This window comes from Halochromatium glycolicum, from assembly GCF_016584085.1.
Taxonomy (GTDB): domain Bacteria; phylum Pseudomonadota; class Gammaproteobacteria; order Chromatiales; family Chromatiaceae; genus Lamprobacter; species Lamprobacter glycolicus.
In genome coordinates, this window is the sequence record NZ_NRSJ01000016.1 from 66318 (window position 1) to 84551 (window position 18234).

General features: G+C 66.8%; 16 protein-coding genes. 6 read left to right on the forward strand and 10 right to left on the reverse strand.

Going from position 1 to position 18234, the window contains the following annotated elements:
* Positions 1-57: 57 nt before the first annotated feature.
* Positions 58-1068 (reverse strand): sigma-54 interaction domain-containing protein, encoded by a 1011-nt coding sequence (locus CKO40_RS24920; RefSeq protein WP_200346159.1) that lies wholly within the window; start codon positions 1066-1068, stop codon positions 58-60.
* A 487-nt stretch (positions 1069-1555) separates the two neighbouring features.
* A complete protein-coding gene (locus CKO40_RS10510) occupies positions 1556-2866 on the reverse strand; it encodes an MFS transporter (protein ID WP_200346160.1) in 1311 nt (436 codons plus the stop codon).
* A gap of 476 nt (positions 2867-3342) precedes the next feature.
* On the opposite strand from CKO40_RS10510, the gene CKO40_RS10515 reads away from it, so the two are divergent.
* From CKO40_RS10515 to CKO40_RS10535, 5 genes are all read left to right on the forward strand, one after another.
* Positions 3343-3771 carry a DUF4399 domain-containing protein gene (locus CKO40_RS10515; RefSeq protein WP_200346161.1) on the forward strand — a complete coding sequence of 143 codons (429 nt, stop codon included), beginning with the start codon at positions 3343-3345 and terminating at the stop codon, positions 3769-3771.
* Between the two features lie 836 nt (positions 3772-4607).
* The gene (locus CKO40_RS25335; RefSeq protein ID WP_200346162.1) at positions 4608-5483 is read left to right on the forward strand and encodes an AAA family ATPase; all 876 of its coding nucleotides are present in this window, start codon (positions 4608-4610) and stop codon (positions 5481-5483) included.
* The gene (locus tag CKO40_RS10525) at positions 5398-5649 is read left to right on the forward strand and encodes a hypothetical protein (RefSeq protein ID WP_200346178.1); all 252 of its coding nucleotides are present in this window, start codon (positions 5398-5400) and stop codon (positions 5647-5649) included. Before CKO40_RS25335 ends, CKO40_RS10525 begins: the two co-directional genes overlap by 86 nt.
* 275 nt (positions 5650-5924) lie before the next feature.
* On the forward strand, positions 5925-6155 hold the full coding sequence (locus CKO40_RS10530; protein WP_242476959.1) for an addiction module antitoxin: 231 nt from the start codon (positions 5925-5927) through the stop codon (positions 6153-6155).
* Positions 6142-6468 carry a type II toxin-antitoxin system PemK/MazF family toxin gene (locus CKO40_RS10535; protein ID WP_200346163.1) on the forward strand — a complete coding sequence of 109 codons (327 nt, stop codon included), beginning with the start codon at positions 6142-6144 and terminating at the stop codon, positions 6466-6468. The genes CKO40_RS10530 and CKO40_RS10535 overlap by 14 nt, the downstream gene beginning before the upstream one ends.
* 134 nt (positions 6469-6602) lie before the next feature.
* On the opposite strand, the gene CKO40_RS10540 is transcribed toward CKO40_RS10535, so the two are convergent.
* The 3 genes from CKO40_RS10540 to CKO40_RS10550 all read right to left on the reverse strand — a co-directional run bounded on the left by CKO40_RS10540 (position 6603) and on the right by CKO40_RS10550 (position 10960).
* Entirely contained in the window at positions 6603-6752 is a 150-nt protein-coding gene (locus tag CKO40_RS10540) for a hypothetical protein (protein WP_200346164.1), read from the reverse strand.
* A 105-nt stretch (positions 6753-6857) separates the two neighbouring features.
* The gene (locus tag CKO40_RS10545) at positions 6858-7115 is read right to left on the reverse strand and encodes a FitA-like ribbon-helix-helix domain-containing protein (protein ID WP_200346177.1); all 258 of its coding nucleotides are present in this window, start codon (positions 7113-7115) and stop codon (positions 6858-6860) included.
* Between the two features lie 131 nt (positions 7116-7246).
* On the reverse strand, positions 7247-10960 hold the full coding sequence (locus CKO40_RS10550; protein WP_200346165.1) for a hydantoinase B/oxoprolinase family protein: 3714 nt from the start codon (positions 10958-10960) through the stop codon (positions 7247-7249).
* A gap of 283 nt (positions 10961-11243) precedes the next feature.
* Between CKO40_RS10550 and CKO40_RS10555 the strand changes: the two genes are divergently transcribed.
* Positions 11244-11663 (forward strand): DUF2384 domain-containing protein, encoded by a 420-nt coding sequence (locus tag CKO40_RS10555; RefSeq protein WP_200346166.1) that lies wholly within the window; start codon positions 11244-11246, stop codon positions 11661-11663.
* Between the two features lie 233 nt (positions 11664-11896).
* On the opposite strand, the gene CKO40_RS10560 is transcribed toward CKO40_RS10555, so the two are convergent.
* The 5 genes from CKO40_RS10560 to CKO40_RS10580 all read right to left on the reverse strand — a co-directional run.
* Entirely contained in the window at positions 11897-13762 is a 1866-nt protein-coding gene (locus CKO40_RS10560; protein ID WP_200346167.1) for a BatD family protein, read from the reverse strand.
* Positions 13756-15333 carry a hypothetical protein gene (locus CKO40_RS10565; RefSeq protein ID WP_207173556.1) on the reverse strand — a complete coding sequence of 526 codons (1578 nt, stop codon included), beginning with the start codon at positions 15331-15333 and terminating at the stop codon, positions 13756-13758. Before CKO40_RS10565 ends, CKO40_RS10560 begins: the two co-directional genes overlap by 7 nt.
* Positions 15334-15704: 371 nt before the next feature.
* Positions 15705-16859, reverse strand: a complete 1155-nt coding sequence (locus CKO40_RS10570; RefSeq protein ID WP_200346169.1) for a VWA domain-containing protein — start codon at positions 16857-16859, stop codon at positions 15705-15707.
* A complete protein-coding gene (locus CKO40_RS10575) occupies positions 16852-17907 on the reverse strand; it encodes a VWA domain-containing protein (protein ID WP_200346170.1) in 1056 nt (351 codons plus the stop codon). Before CKO40_RS10575 ends, CKO40_RS10570 begins: the two co-directional genes overlap by 8 nt.
* Positions 17904-18234 (reverse strand): hypothetical protein (locus CKO40_RS10580; RefSeq protein WP_200346171.1); only part of this gene is annotated, 331 nt, incomplete at its 5' end. The genes CKO40_RS10580 and CKO40_RS10575, both read right to left, overlap by 4 nt.

The window sequence follows — 18234 nt, forward strand, 5'->3', positions numbered from 1 at the left end:
GGCCGGCCAATTGTGGTCAAGGCGGCCAATCTGGCCGCGTCGTTCGGCGTTTGGCGCTCAGCTCGCGTTCAGCTTGCGGCGCAGGGTGCGCTCGCCAATGCCGAGCAGCTTGGCGGCTCGACTGCGGTTGTAGTCAGCGGCCTTGAGCGCCGCATCGATCAGCAGCCATTCGGCCTCGGCCAGAGTGGTGCCCAGGGGGATGAAGACGCCATCGACCACACCGGAGCGCTCGCGGCCAGCTCGAGGCAGGAGCGGGTACAGCAGCGATGCCGGCAGCTCGCGCGTATCCTCCGCGAGTCGAACGGCAAGACGCGCCATCAGGTTGCGCAGCTCGCGCACATTGCCGGGCCAATCGTGCCGCGCGAGCAGCTCCGACGCCTCTTGCGTGAGCCGCGGCATCGGCGGCTGCCATCCCATGTCCTGCAGGCCGTGATGGAGGAAATGCTCGGCTAGGAGCGGAATGTCGGTCCGTCGCTCGCGCAGCGGAGGCAGCATCAGCGGCAGCACATTGAGCCGATAGAGCAGGTCTTCGCGGAACAGTCCCGAGGCGAGGCGCTCGTCAAGGGCACGATGGGTCGCGGCTACGACGCGGACATCCACAGTGACCGCGGCCTCGCCACCGATGCGATGGACGGCGCGCTCCTCCAGGACCCGCAGCAGCGAGACCTGGGCCGGGGGCGGCATCTCACCGACCTCGTCGAGAAAGAGGGTTCCCTGATGCGCCTGCTCGAAGCGGCCGCGGTGGCGGCGCAGCGCGCCGGTGAAGGCGCCTTTCTCGTATCCGAACAGCTCGGCCTCGAGCATCCCGTCCGGAATGGCGCCGCAGTTGACCGGCACGAAGGGACCCTGATCGCGCGGACCGAGACCGTGCAGCGCCCGGGCCACGAGCTCCTTACCGGTGCCCGTCTCGCCCTGGATCAGGACCGGCTCCCGGCTGCGGGCGAAACGCGGCACATCGGCCAGAGCCTGTTCCATGCTGGGGTCCCGGCAGAACAACCAGGGTCGTAGGTGCTCGCATACCACGCAGGGCTCCTTGGGATCGATACCGTCAAACTGCCATGAGTTCATGAGCCTGGCTCAGGGGTGCTGGGCGGTCGCCGCGCACCGGGCTGCGGCCGGACCGCTCGAGTCCGGGATCTTACACCGCCAGATTCGACGCCCAGCGCCTCTTTATCAATGCCGCACGGTACCCTCGCAGTTCTCGCACGCTGATTGGTTGGCAGCGCTTGACAAGGGAGCGGCGGAACACATTAAACCCGCAGTCGAAACAGCAAATCCCAGTATTCATAGGGTGCTGCTGGAACAGGAGACCCTGGACGAAGACGAGCTGCGGGCAATGACGCGCGACCTAGAACGCGACGCAGTACGCCGCCCCAGCCCCGACAAGCCGATCCAATCACCTACCTTAGCCCGACTCACGGCCGATAGCCGCAGACCGCGTGCAGTGGACACGCCGCCCCGGTGGAGCCGGCAGCGCATGCCCGCTGCTCCGAGCAGGAGTGGCACGCTGCCCGAGCAACCCGATACCTCAATGATCTGGAGCCTCGCGGGAACCTCAGGCTCCGGCGGGGCGACCTGGGCCCTGTCCACGACGATCGCGGTGCAGTTGGAGGCTCACATGGGTAGTTCGAGGGATGATGATGAAGCCGCGCTTCGGCCACAGGACGCCCTCCCCGCGGAAGCCCAAGCGTATGACCCCGAATAGGGACAACAACCCGAGCGTTGCCGAGATATAGACGAAGAGTCCGTGAGCGCCGAGCAGGCGCATCGAAACGCTGGCGAGCAACGGCCCAAGCGCAGCGCCGGCTCCATAGATCAGTACCAAACGGCTCGCCACGGCGACCACCTCGCCCTCCGCGATTCGGTCGTTTACATGCGCGATGCTGATCGAGTAGATCGGAATCGCCAAGCCCACAAAGGCGAAGCCTGCACCCATCAGCGCGGCGCTTGGTCTTTCCGGCAATGCAGCAATCGCGAGCGCGGCCAAGGCCGCAATCGCGCTTGCAGCGATGATTACGAAGCGGCGGTCGATCATGTCGGACAACCGCCCTAGCGGCCAGGTTAATGCGAGTGCACCGGACATCGTGATCGCCATGAACAGGGCGATGCCCTCGTCTTCGAATCCGACGCGCGCTGCGAAAACCGGTCCCATGCCCCAGAACGCGCTCATCGCCATCCCCACCGCAAAAGCGCCCGCGAAACCCAACGGGGACAGCTGAAACAGCCGTTTCATCGAAACGCGATCGGCGGCAGTCTTGCCCGGTATCCCCGCGCGCGTCAGCGTGATCGGCACCAACGCCAACGAGAGAAAGATAGAGGTCACGGCGAACAGGACGAAACTCTCCGTCGACGCGAGCGTTAGCAAGGGCTGACTTGCAACGTAGCCGAGCACCAGTATGACGTTGTAGATCGCCAGCATCCGGCCACGCTGAGCAGGCTCAGCCGACGCATTGAGCCAGCTCTCGATGACGACGACCAGGCCGGCATAGCAGGCCCCGAAGAGCAGGCGAAAGAGGAACCAGGCGACCGGGGCAATGAAGAGAGGATAGGCGATCGCCAGCGCGGAACAGATCGAAGCCAGCGCCGCGAAGGCCCGGATATGACCAACTGATTCGATCAGGCGAGAGGCGTAATAGGAGCCGGCGGCAAAGCCCAGGAAATACGCCGACATCATGAGGCCGATCGTGACGGAGGACATACCCTCGCTCTCGGCCCGCACCCCCACCAGGGTTCCGCTGAGACCATTGCCGATGACCAGCATCGTCACAGCGACGAAAAGGGCGGATAACTTGACGATCGGTGAGGTCGCTGCCTGCGGTTTCGGGCCGTTGGCGACCGCTCGATCTGCCGGGCGGCTTTCAACCATGTGCGTTGTCCTGCTTTTTGTAACCTACGGATTGTTGCTATCGTCGAGCTGCAAAATCCGCCCCCGACCCCGAACGGTATCGCAGAATAGTATATCGGCTAAGGTCGACGGACTGACCGCCCTTAAGATCGCCAGAGCCATGGCCTAGAGCGAATGCGGGATGTCCCGCTTTGAAGCGACAGTGCGCCTCGTACAAGCGCTGGACCCGTGTGGCGACCGGATGAATAACTCGCTCCTGTCGATGCTGCGGCGCACACTTGGCGTCCCGCAATACCAACTGTCCATTTTCCCTGCAGGGGTTCGACGGGGCGAACTGCGGCAGTGCGCTAGTGCCCTGATGTGTCCGATCATCGGACGCACGCCCTGTCAACCATCCTTGTCCGCCGATTGATTCGCCAGCGATAGACCAGATGTCTGCGCGGCCGATGAGGTGAAGTCGGCCTCCGAAATAAGCAAAACATTTTAGGAGCAAGATAATGCTGCGATTCATCGCTACGATATTGCTGCTGGCGTCGTTCAACCTACCAGCCGCCGACAACGCGATCGAGGTCACGCGGACCCCGGCGCCGGAAGGGGCCGAGGTCTACTTCATCGAGCCGACCGACGGCGCGACCGTCCCGACCACCTTCACCGTCAAGTTCGGCCTCAGGAACATGGGCGTCGCCCCGGCCGGGACCGACAAGGCCGCCACCGGTCATCACCACCTCCTGATCGACCAGGAACTGCCCGCGCTCGATCGGCCGATGGGCGGCGACATCATGCACTTCGGCGGCGGCCAGACCGAGACCGAAGTGACCCTAGAGCCGGGCGAGCACGACCTGCGCCTGATCGTCGGCGATAAGAACCACGTGCCGCATGATCCGCCGATCTATTCCGAGCAGATCACCGTGACCGTGGTCGAGTAACGACGTCCGCGCCCAGTGCCGTCCGTCTCCGGACCCGTCCCGCTCCACCCGTCCTGCCTCGCAAGGGCTTGAGCCTAGAAACCGCAGTTGACCGCTTAGCCCAGCATGCAACCCTTTGCAATGGCTCCAATTCTGGTGCTTCATGAAGAGCACCCATGGTTGGCGGCCGCTACGACCACCCGTGCACGCCCCGCGCGGCGCCCAGCGTCGTTACAACTCGTTGGAATAGAATGACTATTCCGCCTCGTTGTGCCTTGCTGGACACCACGCGGGACGCACCCTGGCGGCCGTCCAACTGCGGTTTCTAGGTTGAGTCCAGCGACGGCTCGAATCTTTTTCGCCCCGGCACGGCCGCCGCTACCCAGACGAGATCGCCGCCGACGTCTCACTCGAGCGGCTGCAGCGCTTCTTCTTCCACAGCCGCGGTCGCTACTGGGTGCGCAGCGAGGTCCGCGAGCTGGGGACGTCGCATGAGTCCCTGCAGTCGCTGAGCGAGGCGCACACCCTGTTTGGGCTGGTTCCCAAGGTCTCTTCGGAACCAAGTCAGCAGCCTCCCGGGGGTTAGGTCTTTCCGATCTGCCGTGATGGCAGGTCGCCCCTCGCCGTACCCGCCTCGCTTTTGTGGGACTCCAGGCGAGGTGGTAGCATTCGGGCACCTCTCGAATCTCCCTGGGCGCGGCCCCGACAGGCAGAACCGAGATGGCGCGATCAACTCGCTTTCAACCCCGCCTGGATTTGGAGAAGCCTTGTGTTCGCGGCGCTCGCGGAACACCGGGCGTGGTTAGCGCATTGCTCTGCTCGCTCAAGGTGCCCAGGAGCCGCCGGTTCTGTTCCGTATGATCACCGAATTACGCCTGATCCGTTGGAAGAGCTTTGGCGACGCGACGCTCTATGTCGACAGGGTCACCGTGCTTATCGGTACCAACGCGAGCGGCAAGTCCAACGCGCTGGATGCCCGACTATTCCTGAAGCGGATCAGCGAAGGTCTTTCGCTGACAGGTGCTCTACAGGGCGAACAGAGTCTTCCAGCAATGCGCGGCGGGCTCGAGTGGGTGTGCCTGAACAAGGGAGGGACCTTTACGATCGAGGTCCGGGTCGAGGGTGAGGACGGGCGCACGGTGTATGTCTACCGGTTGGGATGTATCGTCCAAGAGAACCGTTGTGATTTGGCGAGCGAATCCCTCCAAAGGCTCAGGTCTCGGACGGTCAAGCGTTCGAACGACGCCAAGCCCTACAGTATCTATCTGTTTCAGACCGATCCGTGCGCAGAAGATGCGGCATCCATCACGGCGCGGCTCTACAAAGAGAAACGCGGCACGCCACGGCCATCTTGCGCTCTGTCTCGGTGCTCCGACAGCTTTCTCAGCAACCGACGCGAAAGGAGATCGAGGCAGGCCTCCGGGAGATCCTGCGCGCGTTTCAAGGCATCTTCGTATTGGACCCGATCCCGGCGCACATGCGGCAGTACTCCCCGATGTCCGACGAATTGGAGCCGGACGCGTCGAACATTGCCGGTGTCATTGCGGCGCTTGCGCCGGAACGGCAACAGCGCCTCGAGCGGTTGCTGTCAACGTACGGCAGCCGCCTGCCAGAGAGGGACATACGCGGGTCGGCCTGCTGCTCGAGATGCTAACGAAGATCGGCGAGGCGCGCGGGGTGGATGTCCTGGTCACCACGCACAACCCGGCCTTCCTCGATGCAGCCGGGCCTGAGATGGTGCCGTTCATTACCGTCTCGCATCGCGACGCCAGGACCGGACACAGTCGCTTGACGCTCCTTGAGGACATCGCCCAGCTGCCGAAGTTGCTGGCTTCTGGGCCGGTGGGAACACTCTCAAGTGCCGGACGCATCGAGAAGGCATTGGCGTTCGAGGAATAATGCGTCGTCGGGGCAGGTGATGCGTCGCGTGATCGTGTTCGACACCTCCGTACTCTGCGTCTGGCTCAAGGCGTATCAGCCGGCGCCGTCGGTAAGGCAGCCGAGACGCCGCAGAAGGTAAGGCGGTCGAAAGCGGTCTCCGCGGGACCAACGAACCCGATAGAGCCGATTCGATGCGCAGGGACAGGTTGACTCACGACGAGATCGGTGCTCTTGCGCACTGGGCGATCGGTCTCTAGGATGCGTTATATGCATAACGTTTTTGGGAGTTCCCAATGCATAAGCGCATGACGATTACGCTCGACGAACCGGTGTATGAAGGTCTGCATCGCCGGATCGGTAAGCGCCGGATCAGCCAATTCATCGAGGATCTGGTCCGACCGCATGTTCTGGACTCGAGCTTAGATGATGGATACCAGGCGATGGCGGCCGACGCGGAACGCGAAGCTGAAGCCACAGAGTGGTGCAACGCGCTGGTGAATGATGTCGCCGATGAAACGCGGTGAGGTCTGGTGGGTCGAGTTTGATCCCGCCGTAGGCAGCGAAATCCGCAAGACACGACCGGCCGTCATCGTCAGCAACGATGCGGCGAATCGGCACTTGACGCGCGTTGTGGTGATCCCGCTGACCAGCAAAACCGCGCGACTCTATCCCGCGGAGGCCTTGGTGAGCATCGGGGGCCAGACAAGCAAGGCGATGGCCGATCAGATCATGGCCGCCGACAAACGGCGGCTGAAGGGCCGCCTCGGACACTTGAGCAAAGACGACATGCTCGGCGTCGAGACCGCAATCAAGTTGCATTTGGGGCTGCCGCAGTAGGTGCGTCGCGGGCGTGTATAGCCGCATTCGAGATGCGACATCTGGATCAAGGCGTGCCGAAGTCGCCGCCGACCGGCGCCGTCGCTCCCGTGGTGATGGCGATTACAACCCCGTCCAGCGCAAGAGACCTTTCGTCAATCGTGGTGCGTCGTGGCGACCCGGAACAGCTCCTCGTGGCCCATCTGCGTCAGCGCGGCATCGCGCTCCGCCGTCGTCAACAGGCCGGCCGCGGCCAATTCTTCGCGCAGCCTTGGCGGGATGCTGCCGGCGATGGGCTTGAACATCGCCTGGACGTCGTCGTCGCGCCTGTCCGCGATCAGTCCGTAGTCGATCCGCGCGACGAGATAGCGGTCGATCTCCTGTGCGGATTCGGGGACTGGCTCGGCGATTCAGCCGAGTTCCGCAGGCTGGGCGGGTTCGCCCTGCCATTCTGGAATCTCCTCCTCCAGGCCGAGGTTGGCGAAGCGCGCGGCGATGCGCGTTCCGAGGCCCTGCGTGTCTCGCGAGCTGCCCGGTAGGTCCGCCAGGGCCGCGGCGCGGAGAATCTCGCGGACCTCCTCCTCGGTACTGCGCCCATGCTGCCGGGCACGCCGGGTTAAACGCGCCTTGACGTCATCTTCGAGATTTCGAACGATCAATTGGGCCATCGTATCCGGTTCTTTCACTGCCGAGCTGATATCACGATATCTTACCGGTCCGAAGGGCGAAAGGGCGCGGCCAGCCGACCAGTCTTCTCCAGTCGGTACGAGCTTTTCCGGCAATCGCCTAAAGCCGCTGCTCATTCGTCGTCGGTCTTCCCTCGCCGCTCGCCGAAGCCTCCGCCACCCGGCGTCTCGAGCACAAACAGGTCGCCCGGATGGACCGCGCGGCTGTCGGTCGCGCCGAGCGGCTCGATGCGGCCATCGGCGCGCTCGATCCAGTTGCGGCCAACGGCGCCCGGCTCGCCGCCGGCGAGGCCGAATGGCGGCACGCGGCGCCGGTTGGCGAGGATGCCGACCTCCATCGGCTCGAGGAAGCGAATCCGCCGCTCGACCCCGTCGCCGCCATGGTGACGGCCGGCGCCGCCTGAGCCCGCGCGGATCGCGAACGACTCCAGCCGGACCGGGAAGCGCCATTCGAGCACCTCGGGGTCGGTGAGGCGCGAGTTGGTCATGTGGGTGTGCACGGCACTGGTGCCGTCGAAGTCCGGCCCGGCGCCGGAGCCGCCGCAGACGGTCTCGTAGTACTGGACGCGGGCGTTGCCGAAGGTGGTGTTGTTCATCGTGCCCTGGGCGGCGGCGAGCACGCCGAGCGCGCCATAGAGGGCGTCGGTGATCGCCTGGCTGGTCTCGACGTTGCCGGCGACCACCGCGGCCGGATAGGTCGGGCTCAGCATCGAGCCCTGCGGGATGATCAGCCGGATCGGCTTCAGGCAGCCCTCATTCATCGGGATCGCGTCGGCGACCAGGGTGCGGAAGACATAGAGCACCGCGGCGCGGCAGATCGCGGCCGGGGCGTTGAAGTTGGTCGTCTGCTGCGGGCTGGTACCGGTGAAGTCGACGGTCGCCTCGCGCCGTCGCGGGTCGATCGCGATCGCGACCCGGATCAATGCGCCGTCGTCCATCTCGAGCGCGAACTGGCCCGGGGTCAGCACCTTGATGACTCGCCGTACCGACTCCTCGGCGTTGTCCTGAACGTGGCCCATATAGGCCTGCACGGTCGCGAGCCCGAACTGCGCAACCATCTTGCGCAACTCCTGCACGCCCTTCTCATTGGCGGCGATCTGCGCGTGCAGGTCGGCGAGGTTCTGCTCCGGGTTGCGGGCCGGGTAGGGGCCGGCGGTCAGCAGCGCCATCACCGCCTGATCCCGGAACTCGCCGGCCTCGACCAGCTTCAGGTTGTCGATCAGCACGCCTTCCTCGTCGACGCGTGTCGACTGCGCCGGCATCGAGCCCGGGGTGATGCCACCGATATCGGCATGATGGCCGCGGCTGCCGACATAGAACAGGATCTGCGCGCCGGCATCGTCGAAGACCGGGGTGACGACGGTGACGTCGGGCAGATGGGTGCCGCCGTTGTAGGGGCCGTTGAGGGCGAAGACGTCGCCGGGCCTGATCCGGCCGCGGTTGTTGCGGATCACCGCGCGCACGCTCTCGCCCATCGAGCCGAGGTGCACCGGCATGTGCGGCGCATTGGCGACCAGCGCCCCGTCCGGGGCGAAGATCGCGCAGGAGAAGTCGAGCCGCTCCTTGATGTTGACCGAGAGCGCGGTGTTCTGCAGCCGATAGCCCATCTGCTCGGCGATCGACATGAACAGGTTGTTGAAGACCTCGAGCATCACCGGGTCGCTGTGGGTGCCGATCGCATCGGCCCGCTGCAGCGGCTCGGCGCGCTCGAGCAGCAGGTTGCCGATCGCGGTGACCTCGGCCCGCCAGCCGGGCTCGACGACCGTGGTGCCGGTCGCCTCGACGATGATCACCGGGCCGGCGATGCGGTTGCCCGGGTGCAGCGCGCTGCGCTGGTAGAGCGGGGCCTGATGGGTGGTGCCGCCGCTGCGCAGCGCGACGACGGCGTTGGGCTCCGGCAATGGGCCCGGCGAGACGGCGGTATCGGCATCCAGCTCGACGGCCTGGCCGATCGCCTCGACGACCGCGGCGGCGGCGACCTTGGGCTTGTCGGACATCAGGAAGCCGAAGCGCTCGTGGTAGGCGGCCTCGAACGCCTCGGCGAGTGCCCGTTCGTAATCGGGCTCGCGCTCGGGGAGGTCGACCTCGAGCGCGCTGTCCGAGCCCTGGTAGCGGACATGGACGCGGCGGACGACCCGGATTTGCCCCGGCTCGAGCCCTTGGGCGAGCAGCGCGTCATGGGCCTCGCGGGCGAGCGCTTCCAGCGTCGCCTGCAGCGCGCCGGAGGCGCAGACCTCGGCGAGCGGCTGCTCGAGGGAGCGCTCGCGTACGGCGCGCACATCGGCCAGGCCCATCCCGTAGGCCGAGAGCACGCCGGCGAGCGGATGCAGCAGCACCCGGCGCATGCCGAGCGCATCGGCGACCAGGCAGGCATGCTGGCCGCCGGCGCCGCCGAAGCTGACCAGGGTGTAATCGCTGACATCGTAGCCGCGCTGCACCGAGATGGTCTTGATCGCGTTGGCCATGTTCTCGACCGCGATCTGCAGGAAGCCCTCGGCGACCTGCTCTGGACTGCGCCGATCGCCGGTCTCGGCCCGGATGCGCTCGGCGAGCGCCGCAAAGCGCTCGCGCACGACGTCGCCGTCGAGCGGCTGGTCCTGATCCGGCCCGAACACGACCGGGAAGAAGGCCGGCTGCAATTTGCCGAGCATCAGGTTGCAGTCGGTCACCGTCAGCGGGCCGCCGCGGCGGTAGCAGGCCGGGCCGGGGTTGGCGCCGGCGCTCTCGGGGCCGACCCGGTAGCGGGCGCCGTCGAAGACGCACAACGAGCCGCCGCCGGCCGCGACGGTGTGGATCTGCATCATCGGCGCGCGCAGCCGCACCCCCGCGACCGGGGTCTCGAAACTGCGCTCCAGGGTGCCGGCATAGTGGGCGACATCGGTCGAGGTGCCGCCCATGTCGAAGGTGATCAGCCGTTCGAAGCCGGCCTGGCGCGCGGTGCGGACCGCGCCGACGATGCCGCCGGCCGGGCCGGACAGGATCGCGTCCTTGCCCTGGAACAGCTGGGCATCGGTCAGGCCGCCGTTCGACTGCATGAATTGCAGCCGCACGTCGCCGAGCTGGGACGCGACCTGGTCGACGTAGCGGCGCAGCAGCGGGGACAGATAGGCATCGACGACCGTGGTGTCGCCGCGGCCGACGAGCTTGATCAGCGGGCTGACCGCGTGGCTGGCCGAGACCTGGGTGAAGCCGATCGTGCGCGCGAGCGCGGCGATCTGCTGCTCATGATCTGGATAGCGATAGCCGTGCACGCAGAGCACCGCGACGGCGCGGACGCCGTCCTGAAACGCCTGCTCGAGGCGCGGCCGCAGCCCGTCGAGGTCGAGCGGCCGGATCAGGCTGCCGTCGGCGCCGACGCGCTCGTCGACCTCCTCGACGCGCTCGTAGAGCATCTCCGGCAGGACGATCTGGCGCTCGAACAGGCGCGGGCGCGCCTGCACGCCGATGCGCAGGGCGTCGCGGAAGCCGCGCGTGACCACCAGCAGCACCCGGTCGCCGTTGCGCTCGAGTAGGGCGTTGGTCGCGACCGTGGTGCCCATCTTCACCGCGTCGATCAGGCTGCTCGGCAGCGCGTCGTCGGCGCCGAGCGCGAGCAACTGGCGGATGCCCTCGATGGCCGCGTCGGCGTAGGCCTCGGGGTTCTCGGAGAGCAGCTTGTGGCTGCGCAGCCGCCCGTCCGGCGTGCGCGCGACGACGTCGGTGAAGGTGCCGCCGCGGTCGATCCAGAATTGCCAGCCGTGGCTCGATCCGGGCTCACTCGATCCGGGCTCTCTCGATCCGGGCTCACTCGGCCCGTGCTCAGGGTGGATGTGTCGACTGGGGCTCATCACCTGCGTCTTCTCGCGTTTCAGGGGATCGACAGCATCCTGCCAGTTAGTCTCCGGAGTGATCCAATGCAGGCCTCCGGCGGCGTTTGAGGCATCAGAAAATGGTCAGGTCTGGATTGTTGTGAATGGCTCAATCGCCGTCCGTGCGGAGTGTTGCGGGACATTTCCGGGTTGCATCCTGGGGTATTGGCCGTCACTGTACTGGTAGCCTCGATTCTCCTTGCTGCGCTGGCCCGGTCGATGCCGACCAGCGTGACATTCGTCAACCTCAGGTGGTCTTTCAATGTCCGATCTCACTCACGACGAACGCCTCGCCCTCACGCAGCGCACCATGGGGCTGCTCGAGAGCTGGGGGCTGTCCGCGGCCGACATGATGGTGCTGTTACAGCTACCGGAGAGCGTCAAGGCGCGCAACATCGCCCGTTTTCGCGAGGAAGAGCCGTTCCCCGATACCGTCGATGTCAACCGCCGGATCTCCTATCTGCTGCGGATCGAAGAGGCCCTGCACACCTACTTCCCGCGCAACCCGGAGATGCGGGATATGTGGGTCAAGCGCGGCAACAAGCAGTTCGGCAAGCGCGCGCCGGTGGCGGTGATGGTCGAGGACGGCGAGAGCGGCCTGATCTCGGTGCTGTCCCACCTCGACTGCACCTTCGCTTGGGACCTGACCGGCTCCAAGACCGAATACGAGACCACGGCCTAGACCCGCCACGGGTCGCGCTGCGCGGTGCCGGTCTCAGTCACGGAACAAGGCTCTGATTTGACCGGTTAGAACCTGTCCATCAACTTCTTCCCGATTTGCGGGCCAGCGTTGAGCGATCATCGGGAAGTAGAAAATGGACAGCCACTTAGCGCTGCTCTTGGTATCTGCCGCCGGGATGTCACCCTGGGCTGCGACCGGGCTCGAATCCGGCTCTGAGGCTGCGACGCGTGCCCTCAGGCACGCTCGTGGGTCGGGTTGAGCGCGGGTAGCCGATCGCGGCGGATGCGGTTTCCGAGCAGGCCGGCGAACGCCCCCCAGCCAGGACGCAAGGCCCGGCGCAGCGCCCGCTTCCATTGTTTGATATCGAGCTCGCCGCCGTTGTAGAGCGCGATATCCAACTGTTGCAGCAGCGCGCGGACGCGCTCGGCATCGGCCCCCGGCCGCAGGCGCAGGATGCGGTCCGCGACCCGCGGCAAGGGCTCGCGGCTCGGGGTGCGCAGGCTTTGACAGGCGCTGGTCTGGAACAGGAGTGCCCATTCGCTGGGGCTTTGCGCGCGCTCGGCATCGAGCGCGCAGCGGTAGACGCGCATGCTCGCGGGCGTCCACCGGCGCAGACGGTCGGCCAGCGTGCTGCGCAGGGCGCGCTGCCATGAGCGCAGATCGAGCCGCTTCAGTCCACCGGTGAGCGCGCCTGTCCAGCCCGCCAGCGCCCTGCGCAGGCGTTTGCCGAGACGCGGCGTCGTGTGATCGAAGGTCGTGCCATCAGAGGCGGTTCCACTGCGGGCGCTGACGGTGGCCACCGGTCGCTGAGTGCGATACCAGACTCCGGCCCAGTAGCCGAGCAGGAGCATCAGTAGGCCGCCGATCGGAATCCAGAACCAGCCCCAGTCGTCGGACTCCGCGCTGGTGCTGCTCCGGCCGAAGCCGAATGGACCGGCTTCGCCGGCCACCGAGAGGCTGCGGATCGGGACGCTCGAGCTCTCACGGCGTGCCGTCTCGACGTTCCACCAGTTGATCCGCACCGCTGGGAGCTGCAGACGGCCGCCGGAGTAGGGCACCAGCGTGTAGACCTCGGTGCGAACCCCCTTGATTTGTCGGCCATCATCGGTGAGACGACTGTCGACGATGGTCCGCTCGCGATAGCTGCGAAAGTCGCTCGAGGCCAGCATCGGTTCCAGGTCCGGCAGTTGGTCACCCAAGCCGCCGGTGGCCTCCATGCGCAGGGTCAACGTAACCGGCCGGCCTTCCTCCAGTGCGGTGGTCTCATCATCCAGCTCCCGCGTCAGCTGCAACGCCTGCAGCGGCAGCCAGGGCTGCACCGAGGGAACGACTGGCTGAGCGGTGAAGCGGGTCGGTGACTCGGCTTTGGCCGAGAACGGCACACCGCCGGCGAGCGTGCCAGACACCTCGAACGGACCCACCTCCAGCGGTCCGGGCCGCAACGGCGTGAGCGCGAGCAGATAGGTGTTGACGATCTCGCGTGTTCGGCCGCTGCCGCGGACATGGGTGCGCGGACCGCTGAGCTCTTCGAGCAGGATCGCATCGAAGCCCGAAAGCTCGGGCGAGGCTGTCGCGAGGTTGCCCGAGCTGATGACGTCAAGCTGCAGCAAGACCGGTTCTTGCACATAGGGCTTGTTATCGAGCAGCTTGACCTCGAGGCTTGGCTGAGCGCTCACGCTGGGGCGCCGTCCGTAAGGGCCATAGCGTGCTGGCGGGTAACGGGTCGGTGCGGTATTGGACGGGACCCGGTACTGCGGTGGTGGCTGCCGCCACTGCCCCGAGGGGCCGTAATAGCGCTCCGCCGGCTCGTTGGACTGACTGCCAAGAGGGTCCGGCGGAACGCCGCGGGCGTTGGTCGGCGAGGGCGGGCGAAAACTCCAAGGGCCTTGCTGCTGCGGCGGGTAGGTCTGAGCGAGCCGTGGCTGGGTGGCGAGATCGCTGGTCAACCCGCCCGGAGCGGGGTCCATGAGCGGCTGCATCGGCTGCTGCCTGTGACCTGGCGCGCCAATGGCCGATGCTGAAACCAGGGTCAGCATGAGCATGGCCCATAGCGCGATCAGCCCAGCCCGTTTCAGCTCACGCTGTTTAGCGGTTACCATGGTCGTCCCTCCTGCAGGCGGCCACCGGTCTCGCGTAGGCGCCTGAGCTCTTCCAAGCGGAACTGGTTGCGCAGCAGCATCGTCGGGTCGCCCTCGACCTGCTGCAGCCGTTGTTCCATCACGGCCATGCCCGGTCCGAAGAGGGCCTCACCATCGAGCGTCGGCCGGTCGCTGAGTCCGCGCTCCGGATCGAGCCCTTGCCAGGGCAGCGCGCCTTGCTGGTCGAAGCGCTCGATCGACTCTGCGGCCTGATCGGCGGAACGCAGATCGGGCTCCATGCGGTCTTTGGCGGCACCACCGCGCTGCTCGTCAGCCGCGCCCTCGCGCGCGTCGGAGGCACGGCGGCCGCGGTCGTCGTCGCCCTGATCGCCGGTGCTGGGGTCGTCGGGCTGTTGTTCCGGTGCGCGCTCGCCGCCGGTCCGGTCATCGGCAAGGTCTTGATCGCCGGCATCCGCCTCCGGATCGCGCTCCTCATCGCCCCCGGTCGCCGGCTGCTCGCGGCGCGCGTCATCGCCGGTTCGGCCCTCGTCTTCGCCTTCCTCGGCTGCGGCTCGATCGGTGTCGGGCTCGGTCCCTGCGTCGCCTGTCTCATCACTCGCGCCGGCGTCGTTGCCGTCCTGCTCGCCCTGTTCGCTTTGCTGCTCGTCGCCGCTGCGTCCGGCATCGCTTTCATGCTCGCCAGCGGCACCCGATTCGCTGTCGGATTGGTCTTCATCGCGACTGCCTTCGCTGCTGTCCTGATCGCGACCGTCCTGGTCCTCGGAGGCCTCGTCGCCGTCCTGTCCTTGTTGTTCGGAGCGCTTCTCGCCACCGGCGGTATCGGCTTGGGTCTGTTCGGCGCCTTCGCCGGACTCGCCGTCGCCTGTCTGCTCGCCTTGCTGCTGCCCCGTGTCGCCGGACGCTGATTCGCTGTCCTGCTCGCCCTGCTGTTCGCCCTGCTGTTCGCCTTCTTGCTGTTCGCCGTCTTGCTGTTCCCCTTCTTGCTGTTCCCCTTCTTGCTGTTCGGACTGTTGCTCGTCGGACTGCTGGCCCTGCTGTTCGCTATCCTGCTGCTCGGACTCCGATTCCTCGGACTCGCTCTGTTCGGTAGAGGCGTCCTGCTGCGCTTGTTGCGATGCCCGATCTTGCTCGGCGGTCGGTTCGGTCTCCTCCTGCTGCCGGCTCTGATCGCGCTCGAGCTCGGCTTGGGTTTCTTGCTCCTCGGCGAACGCCTGTTGCTCGACCTGGGCGAGTCGGGCGCGCGCGAGCGCCAGATTGTGCAGGGCATCGTCATGGCCCGGCTCAGCGCGCAGGACCGCCTCGTAGGCGCTGATCGCGCCGGCATAGTCCGCCTGGGCGAAGCGGGCATTGCCGAGGTTGTAACGCGCTTCGACCTGCACGGACGGTCGGTCGGAGTCGGCGAATGCGGCTTCGGCCTCGGCGTAGCGGCCGGCGCGATAGAGCGCGGCGCCGCGTCGGAACGGGTCCTTCAGGGTCGCGGCGGCGGCCGCGTACTCGCCGGCCTCATAGGCGGCGATCGCCGCTTGCTCGGCGTTGGCGAACCAATCGGCGCTGGCCGGGGGGCCGGCCAAGAGGAGGGCTGCGGCCGCCATTGGTGCGAGCCAGGATACCGATCGCCTGGTTTCGAAGCGCTGGGGCTGGAAGCGCTGGGCCTGGAAGCGATGCGATCGTAAGCGCTTGAGCCCAAAGTGATGCGGCTGGCTGCGGCCGACGCCCGGCGGTTGACTGGGGAGCGCTCCGATCCGAGCCGACCAGCTGGGAATCGGCCAGCTGCGCATTGGCCAGCCGGGAATCGGCCAGCTACGCATTGGTCGGATGGAGCTGGTCCAGAGCCACTTTGGCCCGATGAAAGCCGTTCGGATTGGAGCAGGCAACTCCGGGGCAGGCTGCCAGTGAACGGATTGCCTGCGAGGGTGCTGCCTATGCCCGCGCTGCTCGGTGCTCATGGTGTCCTCCTGCTTCCAGCGGGGCGCCCGGTGGTACCACGAGGAGTGCTCCCAGGAGGGCTTCCAGTCGGGCCCCCAAGGGTTGGCTCAGGGGTGTGCCCAGTGGTGCGCCTAGGGCTGCGCCCAAGGCGTCCAGCGGGGCGGCCGGTCCTGAGCCAGCCGCGGAAGCGCGGCAGCAACAACAGCATCAGCAGCGCGAGCGGAAGATAGAAGCGCTCATGCCAGACGCGGGTGCGATCGCCGCTCGCCTCGGCGCTTTGGCGGCTTTGCACCGCGCGCTCGAGGATGGCGGTGGTATCGGCGTCGCGGTAGTCGGCGCGCTGATAGAGCCCGTTGCCGGCGTTCGCGAGTGCGCGCAGTTGGTCTTCATCCAGCCGCGAGCGCACCGGTTGGCCCGATGGCCCGGTGAGCGGCCCGCGCTCGCCCGGGACCTCGGCGCCATCGAGGGTGCCGACACCGAGGACATGCAGTGGGATACCGCGCTCGGCGATCCGGCGCACCTGTTGCTTGAGCCCGGGCTCGGCGAAATCGCCATCGGAGATCAGCAGGATCGACTTGGCGCTGTCCTCGGGCAGGGCGGCCAGTAGCTGCTCGGCGCGTTCCAACGCGGCAGTGAGACGGCTGCCTTGGAGCTGGGACAGCTGCGTCGAGATGGCCGGCAGCGCCAGCATCAGCGCGCGGCTGTCCTCGGTCACCGGGGAGATCACATGCGGGACCGAGCTGAACGCGATCAGCCCCAGGCGCAGTCGCCGGTTCTGCAGGATCAGGTCCTGCACCTCCTGGCGGGCGCGCCCGAGGCGGCTCGGGGCGGCGTCGCTCGCGTCCATCGAGCGCGAGATGTCCATCAGGATCAGCAGGTTGTCACCGGGATGGAAGAGCTGGACCGAGGTGAAGTCCCAGCGTGGACCAGCCATCGCGGTGAGCAACAAGAGCCACAGCAGCGACCAGGCCGCGAACCGGCCCCAGCGCTCGCCCTGGCGGAGCTCGCGGTTCCCGGACAGGTGCGGCAGCAGGTGCGCATCGGCGTAGCGGTGGATCGGGCCGCGCGCCGCCTTGGCTGCGCTGCGCCAGAGCCAGAGCGCCACCAGCGGCAGGGCGAGCAGTCCCCAGAACCACTGCGGTTGGGCGAAATGGAAACCGGATTCAGGCACGGGACAGTCGACGCAATGAGCGCAAGCGGCCTTGCGGGAACAGCCCGAGCGCCAGCAAGGCCAGCAGCGCGAGGCCCAGCGGCCAGCGATAGAGGGGCTCGGGCAGGAACACGGTTCGGGTCTCGGATTCGGTCTTCTCGAGCTCGCCGATACGTTGCGAAATCTCCTGCAGCGCGCGCGTATTGGTAGCGCGGAAATAGCCCCCGCCGGTGATGTCGGCGATCTCTTGCAGGGTGGTCTCGTCCATGGTCAGGTCGTCCCAGTACTCGATCTGACCCTCGTGCAGGATCGGGATGCGCTCGCGTTTGCTGCCGACGCCGATCACGTAGATGCGGATGCCGGCCATGCGCGCGAGCGCCGCGGCCTCGAGCGGTTGAAAGCTGCCGGCGGTGTTGTCGCCATCGGCGATCAGGATCATCACCCGTGAGCCCTCGGGGCGCGTGCGCAGCTTCTTGACCCCGAGCGCGATCGCGTCGCCGAGTGCGGTGCTGCCGCCGGCGATGCTCGGGATCACGTCCCGTAGCAGCTGCTGCACGGCATGGCGATCGATGGTCAACGGCGACAAGACGAAGGCCTCGGTGCCGAAGATGATCAATCCGATGCGGTCGCCTTCGCGCGCGTCGATGAACCGTCCCATCACGCCCTTGACCACCTGCATCCGGTTGACCTGCTGGCCGCGGTCGCTGAAATCGAGCGCATCCATCGAGTGCGAGGCATCGACCGCCAGCATCACGTCATAACCGGCGGTGCTGACCTCGGTGTGCGGGACCAGCCATTGCGGGCGCATCAGCGCGAGTACGAGCCCGGCCCAGAGCAGGTAGAGCAGCAGCCGGCTCAGTCCGCTCATCAGATCCGGGCCGGCGCGGCGGGTACGGTAGGCCGACTCCAGCGCCTCCAGATACGGGTGCAGCAGGGTCTGACGCTGCCCCTCGAGCGGTCTCTCCGCGGCCGGATCGGACGAGCGCTTGGACGGCCAAAGCCAAGGCAGCAGGAAGGGCAGGATCAGCAGTAGGGCGAACCAGGGCCAGGCGAAGGTGAAGCTGCTCATCGCGATGCCTCCGGTGCATCGGTTTGGGTGCCAGCCAGTGTCCCGGTCAGGGTCCCGGCCTGTGACCCCGCCTGCTTGGCTTCGGCCTCGGCTGGATGCTCGGCCGCGGCGGCTGACGCCTGAACGGAGGTGGGCGCCTTGCTGCGCAGCGCAAGCCAGCGCAGCCTTCGGGTACGGCCGGTGCGCGGCCTCACGATGATCCAGCGCTCGGTGGCGTCGAGCAGGCGCTCGAGCTGTTGCTGATCGGCCTGGCTGATCGCAGCGTTGGCCCCGTTGCGCGTCTGGCCACCGGGATCGCTAGGGGGATGATTCGGGGGGTGGTCAGGG

What these genes read in the sequence shown, in the direction of transcription:
- CKO40_RS10530 (WP_242476959.1), top strand. Translation starts at nt 5,925, where the DNA reads ATGCATAAGCGCATGACGATTACGCTCGACGAACCGGTGTATGAAGGT.
- CKO40_RS10535 (WP_200346163.1), top strand. Translation starts at nt 6,142, where the DNA reads ATGAAACGCGGTGAGGTCTGGTGGGTCGAGTTTGATCCCGCCGTAGGC.
- CKO40_RS10515 (WP_200346161.1), top strand. Translation starts at nt 3,343, where the DNA reads ATGCTGCGATTCATCGCTACGATATTGCTGCTGGCGTCGTTCAACCTA.
- CKO40_RS10510 (WP_200346160.1), bottom strand. Translation starts at nt 2,866, where the DNA reads ATGGTTGAAAGCCGCCCGGCAGATCGAGCGGTCGCCAACGGCCCGAAA.
- CKO40_RS10540 (WP_200346164.1), bottom strand. Translation starts at nt 6,752, where the DNA reads ATGTTCAAGCCCATCGCCGGCAGCATCCCGCCAAGGCTGCGCGAAGAA.
- CKO40_RS10545 (WP_200346177.1), bottom strand. Translation starts at nt 7,115, where the DNA reads ATGGCCCAATTGATCGTTCGAAATCTCGAAGATGACGTCAAGGCGCGT.
- CKO40_RS10560 (WP_200346167.1), bottom strand. Translation starts at nt 13,762, where the DNA reads ATGGTAACCGCTAAACAGCGTGAGCTGAAACGGGCTGGGCTGATCGCG.
- CKO40_RS10525 (WP_200346178.1), top strand. Translation starts at nt 5,398, where the DNA reads ATGCTAACGAAGATCGGCGAGGCGCGCGGGGTGGATGTCCTGGTCACC.
- CKO40_RS10555 (WP_200346166.1), top strand. Translation starts at nt 11,244, where the DNA reads ATGTCCGATCTCACTCACGACGAACGCCTCGCCCTCACGCAGCGCACC.
- CKO40_RS25335 (WP_200346162.1), top strand. Translation starts at nt 4,608, where the DNA reads ATGATCACCGAATTACGCCTGATCCGTTGGAAGAGCTTTGGCGACGCG.
- CKO40_RS10550 (WP_200346165.1), bottom strand. Translation starts at nt 10,960, where the DNA reads ATGAGCCCCAGTCGACACATCCACCCTGAGCACGGGCCGAGTGAGCCC.
- CKO40_RS24920 (WP_200346159.1), bottom strand. Translation starts at nt 1,068, where the DNA reads ATGAACTCATGGCAGTTTGACGGTATCGATCCCAAGGAGCCCTGCGTG.
- CKO40_RS10575 (WP_200346170.1), bottom strand. Translation starts at nt 17,907, where the DNA reads ATGAGCAGCTTCACCTTCGCCTGGCCCTGGTTCGCCCTACTGCTGATC.